The following is a 17,621-nucleotide window of genomic DNA, read 5'->3' on the forward strand; positions in this document are numbered from 1 at the left end:
CGGCCGCCCGGCCGCCCCCGGCGCGACGCCTGCCCCGAGGCGTTCACGCTGACGCCCGAGGACATCGGCGCCGCGCCGGAGGTCCCGGCCGTTCCGCCGCTGCTCAAGGCCCGAAGCCGGAACGGCTACCAGGTGACGGGGAGTTCGTACACTCCGTAGATCACCGCGTCGTACTTGAAGGGGATGTCCGCCAGGTCCGCCGCCATCCGCAGGGTGGGGACGCGGCGGAACAGGGTGGGGTAGACCACCTGGAGTTCCATCCGGGCCAGTGGCTGGCCGAGGCAGTGGTGGGTGCCCACGCCGAACGCCTGGTGGTGGCGGGCGTCCCGGCCGATGTCCAGCCGGTCCGGGTCCGGGAAGACGGCCGGGTCCCGGTTGGCCAGTTCGCCGAGGAGGATCACCCCCTCACCGGCCCGGATCGTCCGGCCGGCGACCTCGATGTCCTCCAGCGCCGTCCGGCGGCGTCCGAGGTGGACGACGCTGAGGTAGCGCAGGAGTTCCTCCACCGCGGAGACGATCACCTTGGGGTCGTCGGCCTCGCGGACGCGGGCGAGCTGTTCGGGGTGCTGGAGCAGCAGCAGCGTCCCCATGGTGATCATGTTGGCCGTGGTCTCGTGGCCGCCGAGGAGCAGCAGCACACCCATCGCGGCGGCCCCACGGCGGGTCAGCTCGCCCGCCGTGATCTGCTGGGCGAGCCCGGAGAGCAGATCGTCACCGGGCCGGGCGAGCTTCTCCCCCACCAACTGGTCCAGATACCCGTACAGGTTGGTGTGCGCGGCGGCCCGCTCCTCCGGCGTGGCAACGGCGGACACGAGGACCTTGCTGTTGGTCTGGAAGAACTCATGGTCCTCGTACGGGACGCCCAGCAGTTCGGAGATGACCAGCGACGGAAGCGGCAGCGCCAGCGCCTGGACCAGGTCGGCCGGATTCGGTCCGGCCAGCATCCGGGTGATGAAGTCGTCCACCATCTCCTGCACGACCGGGCGCATCGCCTCGACCCGCTTGATGGTGAAGGCGCCGCTGACCATGCGGCGCAGCCGGGCGTGCTCCGGATCGTCCATACCGACGAAGCTCAGGTCGGTGGATTGCCGTTCACCGCCCGTGGGGGGAACGGGGCTCGGGAAGCCGGGGTGGGAGAAGTCGGCGCTGAGCCGGGGGTCCGAGAGCAGGGTCTTCTGCTCGGCGTGGCCGGTCACCACCCAGGGGGTGCTGTCGTTCCAGGACCGGACCCGGGTCAGCGGGCCCCAGCTCGCCAGCCCGCGCAGCTCCGGGGACGGGTCGAAGGGGCAGACCGCGGCGCGCGGCTGGGGGAAGGCGGGGATCTCGGCCGACGCGTCGTCGGCCACGGGCGAGGTGGTCATGGTCTTCCTCCGAGGGTCGGTGGGAGTGGGCCCCGTTGATCGGTCCCGAGTGGGCCGTCGATCGGTCCCCAGTGGGCCGTTGATCGGTCCGGAGTGGGCCCCGTTGATCGGTCCGGAGTCGGCCGTCGATCGGTCCCAGTGGGACGTCAGGAGGGGTCGGCGAGGGCGTCCGGGGCTTCCCAGGGCCGCGGCCGCCCCTGGTAGCCCTTGCGCCGCAGCGCCTCGGCGGTGCCGAGCCCCGCGGCGGAGACACCGGCCACCACCACGCTCGACGGCGTGGTCACGTGGTCTCGCTCAGCTGGATCGCGGCGGCCGGGCAGACGCTCGCGGCCTCCCGGACGGCCGGGTGATGCCCGTCGGCGGGCTCGGCGTCGAGCAGCACGACGATGCCGTCCTCCTCACGCTGGTCGAACACCTCGGGCGCGATGAGCACACACTGGCCCGCGCCGCAGCACTTCTCCTCGTCGACGGTGATCTTCATGTCCGGGCCTCCTTGGCTGGGGAACGACGGGTGACGGGGGCGAGGAGCAGACCGGTGATGGCGTCGGTGAGCGCGCCGGCCGTGTCGTCCCAGGACGGCTGGCGCGTACTGGTCCCCTCGGCGAGGGCGCGCTCCCGTTCGGCACAGGTGTGGGTGATCAACTGGCGGGCCATGTCGCCGCGTTCGGCCCGCACCTCGGCGGGCAGCGCGTCCAGGCAGCCGCCCAGGCCGTAGAGGGTCTCCCGCAGCGGCTCCCGGGTGAGGGCCTCGTCGGTGACGATCGCCCGCAGCACGGGGTCGGTCATCACCTGGACGGCGAACCGGGCGTACCATGAGGGCACGCCCAGGGTGGCCAGGTGCTCGGTGGCGGGGCGCACCAGGCAGGCGACCCAGTCCCGGACCTCCTCGCTGCCGCGGGTCTCCTCCGCCATCCGCTGCCGGATCTCCTCGATCGCCTCGGAGTGCTTGCGCATGATGGCGCGCACCAGATCCGCCCTGGTGCCGAAGTGATAGCCGACCGCGGCGACATTGCCCTGCCCGGCCGCCTCGCTGATCTGCCGGTTCGACACCGCGACCAGGCCGTGCTCGGCGTAGAGCCGCTCCGCCGCGGCCATGATGGCCTCGCGGGTCCCGGCGGAGCGGACGGTGCGTGCGTCGGTCACCGTGGCCTCCAGTCTCCGTGGTTCCTGTGAGCTGTCGCGGTCACTCTAAAACGCATGAATTAAATAAAGCAACTGATTGAAGAACCCGGCTCACATGAGCCGGTCCTTGGCCTTGTAGTACGCCCCGGCGAACGGCAGAAACCAGGCCGTCCCGTTGCAGAAGGGCACCGGGATCCTCGGGAAGCCGATGCCTGAGCGGATCCAGCAGCGCGCCGTGGTAGTAGTCCGAGCCGAGTTCGGCGCGCAGCTCGTCCCGGCTCAGCAGCACCGTCTCATGGTCGGCGACACCTCGCCGATGCACGCCACGACCACCGGCCACGCGGCCCTCGCCCTCCTCCCCGCCGACGCGGTCGACGAGGTCATCGCGGACGGGCTGGACCGCTACGGCGATGCCACCATCACTGATCCGCGGGAGCCGCGCGAGGAGCTGGAGCGGGTCCGGCGCCGCCGTCGCCATCTCCATGCCCCACTCCCGCTACGCCGCGAGCGAGGTGGGCCGGTGGGGGCGGCTGGTGGCCGACACCGCGGCGGAGATCAGCGCCCGTCGTTTCGAGTGATGCCTGTGATGCCTGTGATGCCTGTGATGGCAGTGATGGCAGTGATGGCTGCACTGTCAGGGGATACGCGGGCCATGCCCGGCGAGCGGATGCCTCTTTGTCAATAAGTCGACTTATGAAAAGAGACATCGGAGCTGTCTCGCGGAATTCCCGCAGTCCTGACCATGAATTCGCCTCCATCCGTTGACCTCATCCGATGTTTCTCCTAGGTTTCGGTCGACCCTGAACACTGGAGGCGGTAGATGAGATCCACGCTCAGGCGCATATCCCTGGCCGCCGTCGCGGCGATGGCCGTCTGCGCCGCGGCTTTACCGGGCACCGCGGCGGCGCAGGGCGGGCAGGGGCAGCAGGGCCGTACGTACCACGTCGCCACCTGGGGCGCCGACCACGACAGCGGCAGCTCGCGCCATCCGTTCCGCACCATCGGCCGCTGCACCGAACAGGTCGGGCCCGGGGACACCTGTCTGATCCATCGCGGGAACTACCGCGAGCGGGTCGCCCCGCCCTCGGGCCGCGCCGACGCCCCGGTCACCCTGGCGGCGTACGGGGACGGGCCGGTCACCGTCGACGGGACGCGGGCGGTGACCGGCTGGAAGGACGCGGGCGGCGGTCTGGTGGCCGCCGATGTGGACCTCCCGCTCGACCGCAGCGAGAACGCGCTGTTCCTGGACGGCGAGCGCGCCATGGAGGGCCGCTGGCCCAACTCCGGCTCCGATCCGCTCAATCCGTCCTGGGCGGTGGCCGAACGCTCCTCCACCGATCAGCACATCGACGACCCGGATCTGCCGGACGGCGACTTCACCGGCGCCACCGTCCATCTGTGGGCCGGTTCCAATCCGTGGAGCCAGCAGACCGGCACCGTGACCGCCGCATCGCCCGGCGCCCTCGACTTCAAGGGCGGCAACTACCGCTGCACCCCGCTGTGCATGGGCGACCAGAACTACCGCAACTACTACCTGGTCGGCGCCAAGGCCACGCTCGACCAGCCCGGTGAGTGGTACTACGACAAGGACGCGCGGCGCCTCTATCTGGTCCCGCCCAAGGGCGGTGTCACCGGCCACACGGTGACCGCGAAGTACGAGAGCTGGGGCGTGGACCTCTCGCGCAGCTCGCATGTCACCGTGCGCGGTCTCGAGCTGTGGGGCACCTCGCTGCGCACCGGCGCCGACAGCACCGGTGTGCTGGTCGAGGGGCTCCGGGCCCGCTACATCTCGGAGTTCTCCACGCTTCCCATGCCACGCGACGACGAACTGGCCATCCCGCCCGGCGAGGGCCACATCGTCGCCTCGCGGGTGCTGAACTCCGGTGTCCAGATCCTCGGCCAGGGCAACACCCTGCGCGACAGCGACATCGGCTACTCCGCGGGCACGGGGGTGCTGCTGCGCGGCAGCGGCAACACCGTCACCGGCAACTACATCCACGACGTGGGCTGGATGGGCAGCTACACCCCCGGTATCGAGGTCAACGGCAGTGGCCAGACCGTCACCCACAACACCATCCGCCGCACCGGGCGGGCGAGCATCGACACCGCCTGGCAGCTGAACGGTGTGCCCTTCCACGACAACCGGATCGCCTACAACGACCTCTCCGAGGCGATGCGCACCTCACGCGACGGCAGCCCGTTCTATGTGTGCTGCAACCTGGACGCCAAGGGCACCAGCGTGGACCACAACACCGTGCATGACGCCGACGGCCAGGTGGGCTACTACATCGACAACTCCTCCGGCAACTTCCTGCTGCACCACAACGTGGCGTACAACACCGGCACCCGCGGCACCTTCTTCAACGGCCACAGCAGCGTCAGCCTCGGCAACCGCGACCACAACTCCTCGTACGGCACGGGCATTTCCACCGCCGCCGTCCGGCTGAGCGGAGCCACCGACGCCACCGGGACGTATGTGAGCAACGACGTGGCGCTCACACCGATGGAGATCTCCGGCCCCGGCGACCCCGCCCCCGTCGTACGGAACAACCTGCTGCCGCCGACCGATCCGCGCTACACCGACGCGCGCAACGGCGAACTCTGGCCGCGCGCCGACTCTCCCGCCATCGACGCGGGCGAGCAGGTCGACGGGGTGACCGGCGAGGTCCGGGGCGGCGGGCCGGACCAGGGGGCGTACGAGTACGGCGAGCCCATCTGGTCGTCCGGCTGCCGGCTGGCGGGCTGTGAGACCCGGGTCCGCAACGACGGCTGGAAGGCGACCGCCTCGGGTGGCGCCGATGCCTCGGCCGCCGTCGACGGGGTGCAGACCACCCAGTGGAAGGGGGACGCTCCCCAGGCCGCCGGTCAGTCGCTCACCGTGGATCTCGGCACCGCGAAGACCTTCGGCCGACTGGCGATCGACGCGGGGCTGGACGCCACCGGACACCCCGCCGGCTTCACCGTCTCGGTCAGCCGCGACGGTGAGCACTGGGGGACGCCGGTGGCCCGGGTCAGCGGCCGCTCCTTCACCCAGGACGCGGTCTTCGAGCAGCGCACCGCCCGCTATCTGCGGATCGAGCTGACGCGGCCGGGCGAGAACCCCTGGGCGGTTAACGAGGTCCGGCTCTACGCCGACGGTCCCGACGCGGCCGCCACCCTTCAGGCGGAGCGCGCCGAGGTGGTCCGGGGCGCCGAGCGCGGCGAGGCGGCCACCTCGGTCCTCGGAACGGGGGACGCGATCGGCTTCCGGGGCGTGCGGTTCGGCGGGGGCGCGGACACGCTGACGGTGCGGCTGGCGTCCGGCGGCTGCGGGGCCTGCGCCCTGCGACTGCGCCTGGACTCACCCGAAGGACCGGTGGCGGCCACGCTTCCGGTGCGCGGGACCGGTGGCACGGACGAGTGGCGGGAGCGTTCGGTCCGTCTCCCCCGTACGGTGACCGGCTCCCATGATGTCTATCTCGTCGCCACGGGCGGCCACCGGGTGGCCGCCGTGGACTGGCTGACGTTGCGTTAAGTGCGAGGAGGTGGGGGCGTGGCCGCGCCCTGGCGTACCGCGCGCCCCACCTCCGTTCGCAGCGCGATGAACTCCGGCAGTCCCCGGGTGGTGATCTGGTCGCGTTCGGCGGGCAGCGTCACCGGCAGGTCCGCCCGCACCCGGCCCGGCTCCGGAGCCAGCACCACCACCCGGTCCGCCACATAGACGCTCTCGTCGATGTCATGGGTGACCAGCAGAATCGTCATCCCCTCGGCCCGGTGCAACCGCAGCAGCAGATCCTCCAGGTCCTCCCGGGTCTGGGCGTCCAGGGCGCCGAACGGCTCGTCCATCAGCAGCAGCGCGGGCCGGGCGGCCAGGGCGCGGGCGAGCGCGACACGCTGCTGCATGCCGCCCGACAGCTGCCAGGGGTGGCGGCGGGCGGCGTCGGCCAGGCCCACCTGCTCCAGCATGGCCACCGCCGCCGCATGGCGTTCCGCGCGGGGCAGTCCGCGCCGCCGCAGCGGAAGGGCGACGTTCTCCCGCACCGAGAGCCAGGGGAAGAGCGAGCGGCTGTAGTCCTGGAAGACCACTCCGAGCCGGTCCGGGACGCCGTCCACCACCTCCCCGTCCAGGGTGATCCGCCCGGCGGAGGGGCGGATCAGGCCCGCGACACAGCGCAGCAGGGTGGACTTGCCACAGCCGGATGGGCCGACCAGGGTCAGCAACTGCCCGTCGGGGACGGTGAGTTCGATGTCCCGGAGCACATCGGGGCCGTCGCCGTAGCGATGGCTGAGTCGGTCGATCCGCAGCATGTCCGCCTCACCGGGCCCAGGGCTCGTACGCCGGGGAGTCGTCGGCGGGGACCCGGACCTGGAGCAGCAGGGGGCCGTCGTCACGGCCGAGGGCGAGGGCCCGGTCGAGGGCCTTGGAGAGGTGGTCGGGGCGGTCCACCCGTTCGGCCGGGCAGCCGAAGGACCCGGCGAGCGCGGCGAAGTCGATGCCGCCGATGTCGGTGCCCGGCACGGGTGAGATGCCGATGCGGTGGCCCAGCGCCTTGACCGCGCTGTAGCCGCCGTTGTCGAGCAGGACGTAGCTCACCGGGGCGCGGTGCCGGGCCGCGGTCCACAGGGCCTGCACCGAGTAGAGCGCCGAGCCGTCGCCGACGACGCACACCACGCGTTCGCCGTCCGCGAGGGCGCGGCCGACCGCGAGCGGCAGCCCCCAGCCCAGCGCCCCGCTGCCGGTGGTGAGGAAGCGGCCCTCACCGCTGACGGGGAGGCGGGCGTGGAGGGCGTCGCGGTGGCTGGGGGTCTCCTCCACCAGCACGGTGTTCCGGGGCAGCCGCTCGCGCAGCAGGTCCATCACCAGCTCGGGGGAGATCTCCTCCGCCGAAGTGGCCGGCACCGGCTCGGGGGCGGGCCGCGGCGGTGGCGCGGGCCGGTCGGCGGGCCGGACGAGATCGGTGAGGGTGCGCAGGGCGGGGCGGAGGGTGGTGACGATGCTGGTGCCCACCGGGAGCCAGGCGGCCTGCGCGGGGTCGCAGTCGAGGTGGTACAGCTCGGTGCCGTCGGCGAGCGGTGGGGCCTCGCTGTACACGTGGTAGGTGAACAGCGGGGCGCCGAGCGCGACCACCACGTCATGGGCGGCCAGCCGCTCCGCCAGCTGGTCGGCGACGGGCGGCAGAAAGCCCTGGAAGAGCGGGTGGCGTTCGTCGAAGCCGGAGCGTCCGGAGAGCGGGCTGATCCACACCGCCGCCCGCAGCCGCTCGGCCAGTTCGGCCACCTCCCGTACGGCGCGCTCGTCGTCCACGCCCGGCCCGACGACCAGCGCGGGGCGCGCCGAGGCGTCGAGTGCTCGGGCGAGGCCGGTGAGCGCGGCGGGGTCGGCGGTGTAGCCGCCGTGCACGGTGCGCGGGGCGACCGGCTCGGCGGGGCGGTCCCAGTCGTCCTCCGGTACGGAGAGGAAGACCGGGCCCCGGGGGTGGCTCATGGCGACGCGGTGGGCCTCGGCGAGCGCGGCGGGCACATCGGCGGCCCGCTCCGGCTGCCTGCTGAACTTCACATACGGGCGCGGGAACCGGGCCGGTTCGTCGGCGCCGAGGAAGGGCCGCAGCGGGAGCAGCGCACGGGACTGCTGCCCCGCGATGATCACCACCGGGACCCGGTCCCGGTAGGCGTTGAACACCGCTCCCAGGGAGTGGCCCACTCCCCCGGCGGAGTGCAGGCTGACCAGCGCCGCCCGCCCGGTGCCCAGGGCGTGGCCCGCGGCCATGGCGACGGCGGTGGACTCCTGCAAACCGAGCACATAGCGGAAGTCCTCGGGCCAGTCGCGGAACATCCGCAGTTCGGTGGAGCCGGGGTTGCCGAAGACGGTCGTCATCCCGGTGGCGCGGCACAGTGCCAGCACCGCCTCGCGGACCGTGGTGGTCGGGGGGTGGGCGGTGGGCTCGGCCATGGGGCCACCTCCTCTGCTGGGTGGGGGCGTGTCCCGCGTGCGGGTGCTATGGGTGGTCAGGTGCGGTGCGCCGCGCGGTGTCTGCCGAGAGCCAGGCGCTCGACGGCGAGCAGCGCGCTGTTGAGCAGATGCCCGAGCGCGCCGAGCAGCACCATCACCGCCCACACCGTGAGCAGATCGGAGCGGGTCTGCGCGTCGGTGAGCGTGAAGCCTATGCCGTCGGCGGTGCCGGGCAGCAGCTCCGAGAACACCATCAGGATGAGCGAGAGCGACAGGCTCAGCCGCAGCCCGGCGAAGATGCGCGGAAGCGCGGCGGGCAGATACAGCAGCACGATCCGCTCGGCGGGCCGCATCCGCACGGTGGCGGCGACGTCCAGCCGCAGCGGGTCGATGCCCCGGACCCCCTCGGCCGTGTTGATCAGTACGGGCCAGATGGCGCCGAAGACGATGGAGGCGAGCTGCATCGGCGTGCCGAGGTCGAAGACCACGACGAAGACGGGCACCAGCGCGGGCGGAGGCACGGCGCGGGCGAACTGCAGCACCGGATCGCACAGCGCGTACACGGTGCGCGAGCGGCCCAGAGCGAGCCCCAGCACGATGCCACCGGCCGCGGCGAGGGCGAATCCGGCGAGCACCCGGCCGAGGCTGGGCAGCAGATCGCGGACCGCCGCGTCGGTGAGGAACGCCCGTTCGGCGGGGCCGGAGAACCACAGGTGATAGCCGTGGTCGACGATGCGGGCGGGCGTCGGGAAGAAGACGCTGCCGTGGGCCCGCGCGGCGAGTTGCCACAGCACCACCGCCAGCACCGGGACGCCGAGCCGCAGCGCGAGGGTCCGGGGCAGCCGCCGTGCGGCCCCGAGCGGGGTGGCCGGCGCGGTCATGCGCGGCTCCCGCGGTGCTCGGGCGCCCAGGGGAACAGCCGCCGTTCGACCGCGGTGAGCGCCAGGTTGATGACGAGGCCGAGCGCTCCCGCCCACACCACTCCGGCCAGCACATCGCGGGTGCCGTCGGTGGCCATGCCCGCCTGGGCGATGAAGGTGCCAAGACCCTCGCCGAATCCGGCGAGGATCTCGCTGGCCACGGCGAGGATCAGGGCGGTGGCCGCCGCGATGCGCACCCCGGCGGCGATGAACGGGGCGGCCGAGGGCAGACCGGCCCGCAGCAGGACGGCGAGCCGCCCGAAGCCGAAGGCGCGCAGCGTGTCCTTGGCCAGCGGATCGGTCTCGCCGAGCCCGTAGACGGTGTTGAACAGCACGGGCCAGACACACGCGTAGGTGACGAGGGCGACCGTGGTCTCGCTGCCGGCGCCGAGCAGCAGCGACACCAGGGGGATGAGGGCCACCGACGGCACCGGGCGCAGGAATTCGATCAGCACCCGTGCGGCCTGCGCGGCCGTCGGCACACTGCCCAGCAGCAGCCCGAGGGGGATCCCGAGGGCGCAGGCGAGAGCGAGCCCGGTGACCCATGCCTCGAGGGTGGCGCCGACACCGTTCAGGAAGGCGGTGTCGCCGCCGAGTTCGACGGCCCGTACCAGCACCTCTGAGGCGGGCGGCAGGAAGGCGCTCCGCACCATCCCGGAGCGGCCCAGGGCCTCGCAGGCGGCGAAGGCCACGAGCACGCCGACGGCGCCGAGCAGCGCGTTCCTGGCCCGCCCGGTGCGCTTCCGCCCGGCCCGCCCGGCCGTCGGGGGGCTCACCCGGTGGGCTGGTAGAGGACGGCGGCGGGGTCGAGGTCCTTGGTGAGCAGCTTCTGCGCCCGCATCAGGGAGATGAGCCGCTTCAGCTGGGCGGCGCTGGAGGTGGCCGGATAGTCGGGCAGGCCGATGGCGGCGGCCTCCTCCGGCTTGATCTTCGTATAGCCGGGCAGCGCCTTCTCCACGGCGCCACGGTCCTTGGCGGCCACGGCCTGGGCGGCGGAGATGGCGCGCTGGAAGGCGGCGGCGGTCTTGGGGTACTTGTCAATGAAGGTGTCGGTGGTGACATAGCCGCTGAGCGGCAGTCCGGCGACGGGCGCCGCGTTGCCGTCGACCACCGTACGGGCCTTCAGCTCGCGCTTGAGCGCGGTGGCGAAGGGCTCGGCGGCGTGCACGGCGTCCACCTGGCCCCGCTCCAGCACCGAGCCCATCTGCGGGAACGGCACCTGCCGGTACTCGGGCCGGCCGATCCCGGCCTTGCCGAGGGTGGCGTTGAGGGTGAGCGACTGGATGTTGTTGAGGATGTTGACCGCGACCTTCTTGCCCTCGAGGTCCCGCGGCTCCTTGATCTTGGAGTCGGCGGGCACCAGCACATCCATCATGTGCGGGGCGTTGCGCGCGCCCTCGGCCAGCACCCGGGTGGCCAGAGTGCCCTTCTCACGGGCCTGGAGAAACGTCACGAAGTTGGCGCCGCCGATGACGTCCACCTGGCCGTGGGCGAGCGCGGGCAGCGCCTGGACGCTCTGCTGGACCGGCTGGACGCGGACGTTCAGCCCCTCCTTCTCGAAGAGCCTGCGGTCCATGGCGATGTGCAGGGCGGCGACATCGGCGAGCGGCAGTCCGGCCACCGTGATCGTCTTCTTCTCCGGCCCGCCCCCGGCGCCGGAGTCCTCGTCGGAGCCGCCACATCCGGCGAGAAGCACGGCGGTGACCGTGGCGGCCGCGGCCAACTTTGCCGGGGGGAAGCGCAGTTGGTCTCTCATGGCATTTCACGATAGGGGCCGTGCGCTGTTCACACCATGGTCGGGAACACCTCGTCGAACAGGTCGAGCATCGCCCGCCAGGCCCGCTCGGCGGAGGGCCGGTGGTAGCCGATCCCCGGGCGGGCCACGGGATCGGGGTCGAGGCCGGGGTGGGTGAAGCTGTGCAGCGCGCCGCCGTGGAGATGCATGCGCCAGTCCACTCCGGCGGCCCGCATCTCCGCCTCGAAGGCCAGACGCTGCTCGACCGGGATGAACGGGTCCTCGGACCCCACGCAGACCAGGACCTTCCCGGTGATGTTGGCGGCGTCCTCGGGCCGGGCGCTCGTCAGACCGGGGTGGAAGCCGACCACGGCCTTGAGGTCCGCGCCGCTCCGGGCGAGTTCGAGGGCCATGGTGCCGCCCAGGCAGTAGCCGATGGCGGCCAGCCGCGAGGCGTCGGCCCGGGGTTCCGCGGTCAGCACCGCGAGCCCGGCCCCGGTGAGGGCGCGCATGCGGTCGGGATCGGCGAGCAGTTCGTCGATCCGGGCGAACATCTCCTCGCGGTCCTCGATGAACCGTCCGCCGCCGTGGTAGTCGAGGGCGAAGGCCACATAGCCGAGTTCGGCGAGCCGGTCGGCGCGCTCGCGCTGGTGGTCGGTGATGCCGGGGCCCTCATGGGCGATCAGCACGGCGGGGCGCCGGTCCGTGCCCCCGGGCAGCGCCAGATGGCCCACCATGGTGGTGCCGTCCACGGGGTATTCGATGCGTCTGGTCATCACCATCGCCGCGCTTCCCTCTCCTTGGTCTTGGCGTTCCCGGGCGTCGAAGTGGGTGTTCCCGGGCGTTCCCGGGTTTCGAGCCGGATGGGGGGAAGCTAACAGCGGCGGTGCGCCGGGCCCGTGCGGCTTCGCCGGGGGCCGATTCGGTCTGCCGACAGCGAAGGCGTACCGAGTGGCCGGGCGGTGTATGGCAACTGCGGTCGCCGCCTGGCAGAGTGCGGCCCATGGACTATTCAGCCCATTTCCACCGTGAGATCGTGGCGTTCGAGCAGGCGGCCCGTGGCGCCGCCGACGGGGCGGACGCGCCGCTGATCCCCTCCTGCCCCGACTGGACGATGTCGGATCTGGTGCTGCACCTGGGCGGGGTGCATCGCCTGGTCGCCCGCGTCATCCGGAAGCGGCTCGACCGGCAGCCGGACATCACGGACGCCACCCTCTTCGAGCTTCCCGAGGACCGCGAGGGCTGGCCGGCGCCCACGGGCGGGCCGCATCACGGCCCGGTGCCGGTGAGCCTCGTCGACTGGTTCGCCGAGGGGGCCGCGCGGCTCGAGGCGCTGTTCCGGAGCGAGGATCCGGGGCTGGCGGTGTGGACGTGGTCGGCGGAGCACACCGCGGGCTTCTGGCTGCGGATGCAGACCATCGAGGCGGCCCTGCACCGCTGGGACGCCGAGCAGGCGCTCGGCGGGTGGGCCCGGCCGGTGGAGCCCGGCCTCGCGGTGGACGCCGTGGCCCAGACCTTCGAGGTGATGGCCCCGGCCCGGCGGGCGTGGCGGGAGGCCCCGCCCGGGGCGGGCGAGCGTTTCCGGTTCCGCCGGACCGACGGTCCGGACCTGTGGACGGTCCGCTTCGACGGCGCCGACGTACGGCTCACCACCGGCGCGGCGGACGAGGACACCGGCGGGGCGCCCCCCGATGTCGAGCTGGCCGGGACCGCGTCGGACCTGATGCTGTTCCTGTGGCAGCGGCTCCCCGCGGACCGGCTCGACAAGGTGACCGGCGACCAGGCGGTGCTCGACCGCTACTTCACCCTCGTCCCGCCCGTGTGAACCGCGTCCGGCGAGTCGGCACCCCGTGGCCGGGGCCGCGGGGTGCGACCATGGCCGGGAGCCGACCACGAGCGAGGGAGCCGCGAATGAACAGCGCCGATCTGCTGGCCGACGCCTTCGAGCGGGTACGCGAGGAGGTGCAGTCGGCCGTGGACGGGCTCTCGGAGGACGAGTTGGCCGTACGGCTCGACAGCGGGGCCAATTCGATCGCCTGGCTGGTGTGGCATCTGACCCGGGTCCAGGACGACCACATCGCCGACGCCGCGGGCACCGAGCAGCTGTGGACGTCCGAGGGCTGGGCCGAGCGGTTCGGCCTGCCGTTCCCGCCCGAGGCCACCGGCTACGGCCACCGGAGCAAGGACGTGGCGGCGGTGCGGGCGGACGCCGAGCTGCTCACCGGGTACTACGACGCCGTCCACGAGAACACCCTGGCGTTCGTGCGCGGCCTGCGCGACTCCGATCTCGACCGGATCGTGGACGAGCGGTGGACCCCGGCGGTGACCCTCGGCGTCCGGCTGGTCAGCGTGGCCGCGGACGATCTGCAGCACGCCGGGCAGGCGGCGTTCATCCGCGGCGCGGTCCGCAGGCGATAGCGCGAAATCACCGGGAACACGGGCCGTCGCATCGCTCGCATTGACATGCAGGCAATCACCTGCATAACGTTCGGTGTGAGCTCAGAGATGGACAAGGTCTTCAAGGCGCTGGCCGACCAGACCCGGCGGTATCTGCTGGACCGGCTGCATGAGCACAACGGCCAGACGCTGGGCGAGCTGTGCCGGCGGCTGGAGATGACCCGCCAGTCGGCGACCCAGCATCTGGCCGTTCTCGAGGCCGCCAACCTGGTCAGCACGGTGCGGCGGGGCCGCGAAAAACTCCACTACCTCAATCCCGTCCCCCTCAATGAGATCCAGGAGCGCTGGATCGACAAGTTCGAGCGCCCGCGACTGCGCGCGCTCAGCCTGGTGAAGCGACAAGCGGAGGAAGCGATGGCCGACAAGCCGGCGTTCGTGTACGTCATCTACATCGAGAGCACACCGGAGAAGGTCTGGCACGCGCTGACCGATGCCGACCTCACGGCCGAGTACTGGGGCCACAGCAATGTGTCGGACTGGCACGTCGGCTCCCCGTGGGAGCATCAGCGGACGGACGGCTCCGGCACCGCCGATGTCGTCGGCACGGTCGTGGAGAGCTCACCGCCCACCCGGCTGGTGACCACCTGGGCCGCGCCCGACGCCGATGCCACCGCCGAGCCCTCCCGGGTCACCTTCGACATCCAGCCGCACGGCGACATCGTCCGGCTGACCGTGACCCATGAGAACCTGGCCGACGAGGCCGAGCGGACCGCGGCGGCCGGTGGCTGGGCCGCGGTGCTGTCCAATCTGAAGTCGCTGATCGAGACGGGGAGCCCGCTGCCGCAGCAGCCCTGGCTGATCCCCCAGTGAACCTCGGCCACCGTGGGACGTGGGGGCTCAGCGTGCGGCCCCACCGTCCCGGACCGTGATCCCCAAGGCGTCGGCGAGCATCGGCGCGAGCTCCATCAACTGCCCGCTGCCGATGGTGGCGCCGCCCAGCGCGTCATAACCGTCGGTGATCTCCAGCCGAGTGGCCTCGCGCAGATCGACCTTCGCCATCCGCGCCTTGCCGAACCGCACACCCTCCAGCGCCGACCCCGGAAACGCCACCTCCGTCAGCCCCGCGCCGCCGAGGTCCACATCGCGCAGCAGACAGTCCACGAAGGTGACGTTCCGCAGCGTGGCGGTGCGGAGGTTCACCGATTCCAGCTTGCACCGGTGCAAGGTCACCCGGTGCAGCCGCGCGGAGAACATCTCAAGACCGGCCAGCACACAGCCGTTGAGCTCGCCGTCCAGCCACTCGGTGTCCGCCAGATCGGTGCCCACCCATCGCACCCCGTCCAGCCACACCTCATTGAACCGGGCCCCACGGCCACGGCCCCCGGTGAAGGTCACCGAGGAGAACGCGGACTCGAGGAACCGGGCCCGGTCGCATACGGCCCCGTCGAAGGAGTCGCCGTCCAGATGAACGGTGTCGTAGTCGCCCCCTTCCGCCAAGTCCCCGCCGAACGGACGCAGATGGTCCGCGAAGGGCAGATCGGCGAGGTCACGGGGGGACGGCACCATGCGAGGGCTCACTTTCCTGGGGGCGGAGCGCGTACGAGGCCGATACTGCCATCCGCGACCGACAACCCCGCCGAGGCCATGGCAGGGACGGCCACCGACCGCCGTGAACCGAAGATTGGCCGAGTGGCATGTCGTTCAACCGCACCGAACAGGACAACCTGCCGCCCTGCCACCCTCCTCCACCGCCCCGGGAGCGGTCTCCGGGCGCGGGTCGGCACCCGCACCGGAGGGGTTTCTTCCAGGTAGCGGCCGAGTCGGGAGTCGGCCACGATCTTTTAGCCCATGGCGCAATGCGCTGTCAATCCGTCATTTCAGGGAATATCCCTGAGTTCGGTGACCCGGCTAACTTTCTACTCGCCCTGACGACGGGTCAGGCGCAGTGATGACGGAAGGCAGGTTGACGCGGGCGATGCGCAGCCGAAGGGACATGCTGAGGGCAGCGACGACCGTCGCGGGCGCGGCAGCCGTGGGAGCGGTGGGTGGCGGGTTCACGACCGCCGCCGCGGCCACGCCGACGGCGCGGCGGCCAAGACGGGTGCTGAACTCGGTGGGAACGCGGCTCAACACCTTCAAGGACGCTTCGGGCCTGGTGACCGTCTCGGTCTTCTCGCACCAGGGCAATCCCCCTCAGCAGCACTGGGTCGATGAGACGGTCCTCGTCGGCGACGGCGACATGATCGCCATCGGCGGCGGGGCCACCGCGGCGGAATACCCCAACGGGGCGTTGCTGACCGCGTCGTATCCCACGGACGACCTGTCGGGCTGGACCGTCAGCTCGAAGGACCATATCGACGCGCAGGCGCATGAGCTGGTCTCGTACGTCATCGGCCTGAAGATCGCCGGGATGAGCCGGGACCAGCTGCTGCGGTCGGTGCACGTAGCACGCGCGGACAGCGGGGTGGCCCCGCATCCGGAGGCCGAGGCCGGTCTTCCATCGTCGGATGAGTACGTCCTCGTCGGCGGCGGGTTCCGGGTGGACTGGCACGGCGGCGGCAATCTCGCCACCGCCTCCTTCCCCTCGACCGAGACCTCCTGGAAGGCCCGGTCGAAGGACCATCTGGTCTCCGATCCCGCCAACATCCGGGTGTTCGCCATCGGGCTCCGGCGCTTTCTCCCGGTGGGGTTCGTGTCCAACAGCTTCACCCGGGCCGACTCCGGCCAGTCCCCGCACCCGGCCGCCGTGGCGTCCGTGGAGCCCGGTTTCGCGCTGACCGGTGGCGGCGCGGAGGTGCACTACCGGGGCAGCGGCAATCTGCTCTGGAGGCTCGAACCGGCCACCACCCAGACGCCGAGCTACAGCGCGGCCGCCAAGGACCACCATGTGTCCGACCCGAGCACGATCACGGCCTACTCCGTGGGTATCCGCCTCAACTGACACCGGAGGGCGATTACGTGCGCCGGATGGCCCATTCTCCGGTGTGCTGAGCGCGTTTTCCCGGGGCCCCCTCCGTTAAATCGGACTGTCAGATCTATTCACTCTGCGACCCGACACGGAGGAATCCATGCAGATCGCGAAGAAGGCCGCCCTGGTGGCCGCGACCGCAGGCGCCCTTGCGCTCCTCGGCACCGGCACCGCGGCCGCCAACGGCTACGGCGGCTCCGACAGAAGCACCAGCACCCCCACCAGCTTCGACGTCAGCAGCTTCATCTTCCAGAGCAACCACTGCAACACCTCCACCGGCACCACCCTCTCCACCGCCACCGCCGGCCCGACGGGCGAGATGAACATCGGCAGCACCTGCGCCAACATCATCGGCGGCTGACGCAGGAACAGCGGCCGATGGCCACCGTCACCGGCCCACCGCGCTCCTCTCGCTCCTCCGGGGCGGGAGGAGCGCACCCGTTCCGGCCCGATGGCTTCGTACGCCGAACGGGCCACTCTCCGGTGCGCTTACCCGACTTCTCCCGGACTTCCTTCGTTAAATCAGACCGTCAGATTTATTCGTTCTGCGACCCGACACGGAGGAATCCATGCAGATCGCGAAGAAGGCCGCTCTGGTGGCCGCGACCGCGGGCGCCCTCGCGCTCCTCGGCACCGGCACCGCGGCCGCCGACGGCTACGGCGGCTCCGACGTTCCCACCAGCTTCAACCTGTCCAGCCTCATCGTCCAGGACAACCACTGCAACACCTCCACCGGCACCACCTCCTCCATCGGCGGCGTCGGCCCGAGCGGTGACATGAAGATCGGCAGCAACTGCGTCAACTACATCGGCGGCTGATGCAGAGGCAGGGGCCGACTACCACGGTCGCCGGCCCCGTGCGCTCCCCTCGGCCCTCCGGGGCAAGGGGAGCGCGTGCCTCACCGCCGTACCTGGATCAGCGCATGGGCGCCGCTGGTGCGCCAGTGGTCCTCATGCGCGTCCAGCGCGGCCACGGTCCGCTCGTCGAGCCCGACGACGACATCCGACTTCAGGGTGCGCAGCGCGGCCACCGGGCCTGGGAAGTACCCGGTGCGGTCGGCGAAGGCGGTGGTCGGGGGCCACAGCCCGGCGCCGACCACTAGGCGGGTCGACAGATCGCCCATCCTTAACCTGTACGAGGCCGCGGCGAACAAACACCCCACAACCCCGCGCCAACCCACCTAAAGCCC

19 protein-coding genes and 1 pseudogene are annotated in these 17,621 nt (G+C 71.8%); 8 read left to right on the plus strand and 12 right to left on the minus strand.

Going from position 1 to position 17,621, the window contains the following annotated elements:
* Window positions 1–125: 125 nt before the first annotated feature.
* From ACFXB5_RS14440 to ACFXB5_RS14455, 4 genes are all read right to left on the minus strand, one after another.
* A complete protein-coding gene (locus tag ACFXB5_RS14440; RefSeq protein ID WP_385206942.1) occupies window positions 126–1,361 on the minus strand; it encodes a cytochrome P450 in 1,236 nt (411 codons plus the stop codon).
* 146 nt (window positions 1,362–1,507) lie between these two features.
* Window positions 1,508–1,645: a hypothetical protein gene (locus ACFXB5_RS14445; protein ID WP_385206945.1), complete on the minus strand. Its 138-nt coding sequence runs from the start codon at window positions 1,643–1,645 to the stop codon at window positions 1,508–1,510.
* Window positions 1,642–1,842, minus strand: coding sequence for a ferredoxin (locus tag ACFXB5_RS14450; protein WP_385206948.1), 201 nt, complete (start codon window positions 1,840–1,842; stop codon window positions 1,642–1,644). The genes ACFXB5_RS14445 and ACFXB5_RS14450 overlap by 4 nt, the downstream gene beginning before the upstream one ends.
* Window positions 1,839–2,456 (minus strand): TetR/AcrR family transcriptional regulator, encoded by a 618-nt coding sequence (locus ACFXB5_RS14455; RefSeq protein WP_385207138.1) that lies wholly within the window; start codon window positions 2,454–2,456, stop codon window positions 1,839–1,841. The genes ACFXB5_RS14450 and ACFXB5_RS14455 overlap by 4 nt, the downstream gene beginning before the upstream one ends.
* A 343-nt stretch (window positions 2,457–2,799) precedes the next feature.
* Between ACFXB5_RS14455 and ACFXB5_RS14460 the strand changes: the two are divergent.
* Window positions 2,800–2,892 (plus strand): annotated as a pseudogene (locus ACFXB5_RS14460) (IclR family transcriptional regulator); the annotation flags it as partial.
* 411 nt (window positions 2,893–3,303) lie between these two features.
* A complete protein-coding gene (locus tag ACFXB5_RS14465; RefSeq protein WP_385206951.1) occupies window positions 3,304–5,997 on the plus strand; it encodes a carbohydrate-binding protein in 2,694 nt (897 codons plus the stop codon).
* On the opposite strand, the gene ACFXB5_RS14470 is transcribed toward ACFXB5_RS14465, so the two are convergent.
* From ACFXB5_RS14470 to ACFXB5_RS14495, 6 genes are read right to left on the minus strand one after another with little or no spacing between them, the layout of a single operon-like run.
* Window positions 5,994–6,770, minus strand: a complete 777-nt coding sequence (locus ACFXB5_RS14470) for an ABC transporter ATP-binding protein (RefSeq protein ID WP_385206955.1) — start codon at window positions 6,768–6,770, stop codon at window positions 5,994–5,996. The genes ACFXB5_RS14465 and ACFXB5_RS14470 overlap by 4 nt on opposite strands.
* A 7-nt stretch (window positions 6,771–6,777) precedes the next feature.
* The gene (gene mdlC, locus ACFXB5_RS14475; RefSeq protein WP_385206958.1) at window positions 6,778–8,412 is read right to left on the minus strand and encodes a benzoylformate decarboxylase; all 1,635 of its coding nucleotides are present in this window, start codon (window positions 8,410–8,412) and stop codon (window positions 6,778–6,780) included.
* Between the two features lie 56 nt (window positions 8,413–8,468).
* On the minus strand, window positions 8,469–9,293 hold the full coding sequence (locus tag ACFXB5_RS14480) for an ABC transporter permease (protein WP_385206961.1): 825 nt from the start codon (window positions 9,291–9,293) through the stop codon (window positions 8,469–8,471).
* Window positions 9,290–10,108, minus strand: coding sequence for an ABC transporter permease (locus ACFXB5_RS14485; protein WP_385206964.1), 819 nt, complete (start codon window positions 10,106–10,108; stop codon window positions 9,290–9,292). The genes ACFXB5_RS14480 and ACFXB5_RS14485 overlap by 4 nt, the downstream gene beginning before the upstream one ends.
* A complete protein-coding gene (locus ACFXB5_RS14490) occupies window positions 10,105–11,088 on the minus strand; it encodes an ABC transporter substrate-binding protein (RefSeq protein ID WP_385206967.1) in 984 nt (327 codons plus the stop codon). The genes ACFXB5_RS14485 and ACFXB5_RS14490 overlap by 4 nt, the downstream gene beginning before the upstream one ends.
* Window positions 11,089–11,117: 29 nt before the next feature.
* Window positions 11,118–11,849, minus strand: a complete 732-nt coding sequence (locus tag ACFXB5_RS14495; RefSeq protein ID WP_385206970.1) for a dienelactone hydrolase family protein — start codon at window positions 11,847–11,849, stop codon at window positions 11,118–11,120.
* 221 nt (window positions 11,850–12,070) lie between these two features.
* Between ACFXB5_RS14495 and ACFXB5_RS14500 the strand changes: the two genes are divergently transcribed.
* From ACFXB5_RS14500 to ACFXB5_RS14510, 3 genes are all read left to right on the plus strand, one after another.
* Complete coding sequence (locus ACFXB5_RS14500; RefSeq protein WP_385206973.1) at window positions 12,071–12,892, plus strand: maleylpyruvate isomerase family mycothiol-dependent enzyme; 822 nt, start codon at window positions 12,071–12,073, stop codon at window positions 12,890–12,892.
* An 86-nt stretch (window positions 12,893–12,978) separates the two neighbouring features.
* The gene (locus ACFXB5_RS14505) at window positions 12,979–13,485 is read left to right on the plus strand and encodes a DUF664 domain-containing protein (protein ID WP_201852112.1); all 507 of its coding nucleotides are present in this window, start codon (window positions 12,979–12,981) and stop codon (window positions 13,483–13,485) included.
* Window positions 13,486–13,572: 87 nt separating this feature from the next.
* Window positions 13,573–14,334, plus strand: coding sequence for an ArsR/SmtB family transcription factor (locus tag ACFXB5_RS14510; protein ID WP_385207141.1), 762 nt, complete (start codon window positions 13,573–13,575; stop codon window positions 14,332–14,334).
* Window positions 14,335–14,361: 27 nt separating this feature from the next.
* Here the strand turns inward: ACFXB5_RS14510 and ACFXB5_RS14515 are convergent, their stop codons facing one another.
* A complete protein-coding gene (locus ACFXB5_RS14515; protein ID WP_385206976.1) occupies window positions 14,362–15,030 on the minus strand; it encodes a pentapeptide repeat-containing protein in 669 nt (222 codons plus the stop codon).
* A 427-nt stretch (window positions 15,031–15,457) separates the two neighbouring features.
* Here ACFXB5_RS14515 and ACFXB5_RS14520 point away from each other — a divergent pair, with 427 nt between their 5' ends.
* From ACFXB5_RS14520 to ACFXB5_RS14530, 3 genes are all read left to right on the plus strand, one after another.
* Window positions 15,458–16,405 (plus strand): hypothetical protein, encoded by a 948-nt coding sequence (locus ACFXB5_RS14520; RefSeq protein ID WP_385206979.1) that lies wholly within the window; start codon window positions 15,458–15,460, stop codon window positions 16,403–16,405.
* A 127-nt stretch (window positions 16,406–16,532) separates the two neighbouring features.
* Window positions 16,533–16,793, plus strand: coding sequence for a hypothetical protein (locus ACFXB5_RS14525; protein ID WP_385206981.1), 261 nt, complete (start codon window positions 16,533–16,535; stop codon window positions 16,791–16,793).
* 208 nt (window positions 16,794–17,001) lie between these two features.
* A complete protein-coding gene (locus tag ACFXB5_RS14530; protein WP_385206984.1) occupies window positions 17,002–17,250 on the plus strand; it encodes a hypothetical protein in 249 nt (82 codons plus the stop codon).
* Window positions 17,251–17,330: 80 nt separating this feature from the next.
* Here ACFXB5_RS14530 and ACFXB5_RS14535 read toward each other — a convergent pair whose 3' ends face one another.
* Entirely contained in the window at window positions 17,331–17,555 is a 225-nt protein-coding gene (locus ACFXB5_RS14535; protein ID WP_385207147.1) for a hypothetical protein, read from the minus strand.
* Between the last annotated feature and the right edge of the window lie 66 nt (window positions 17,556–17,621).

The organism is Streptomyces sp. NPDC059455 (assembly GCF_042750115.1).
GTDB lineage: Bacteria > Actinomycetota > Actinomycetes > Streptomycetales > Streptomycetaceae > Streptomyces > Streptomyces endocoffeicus.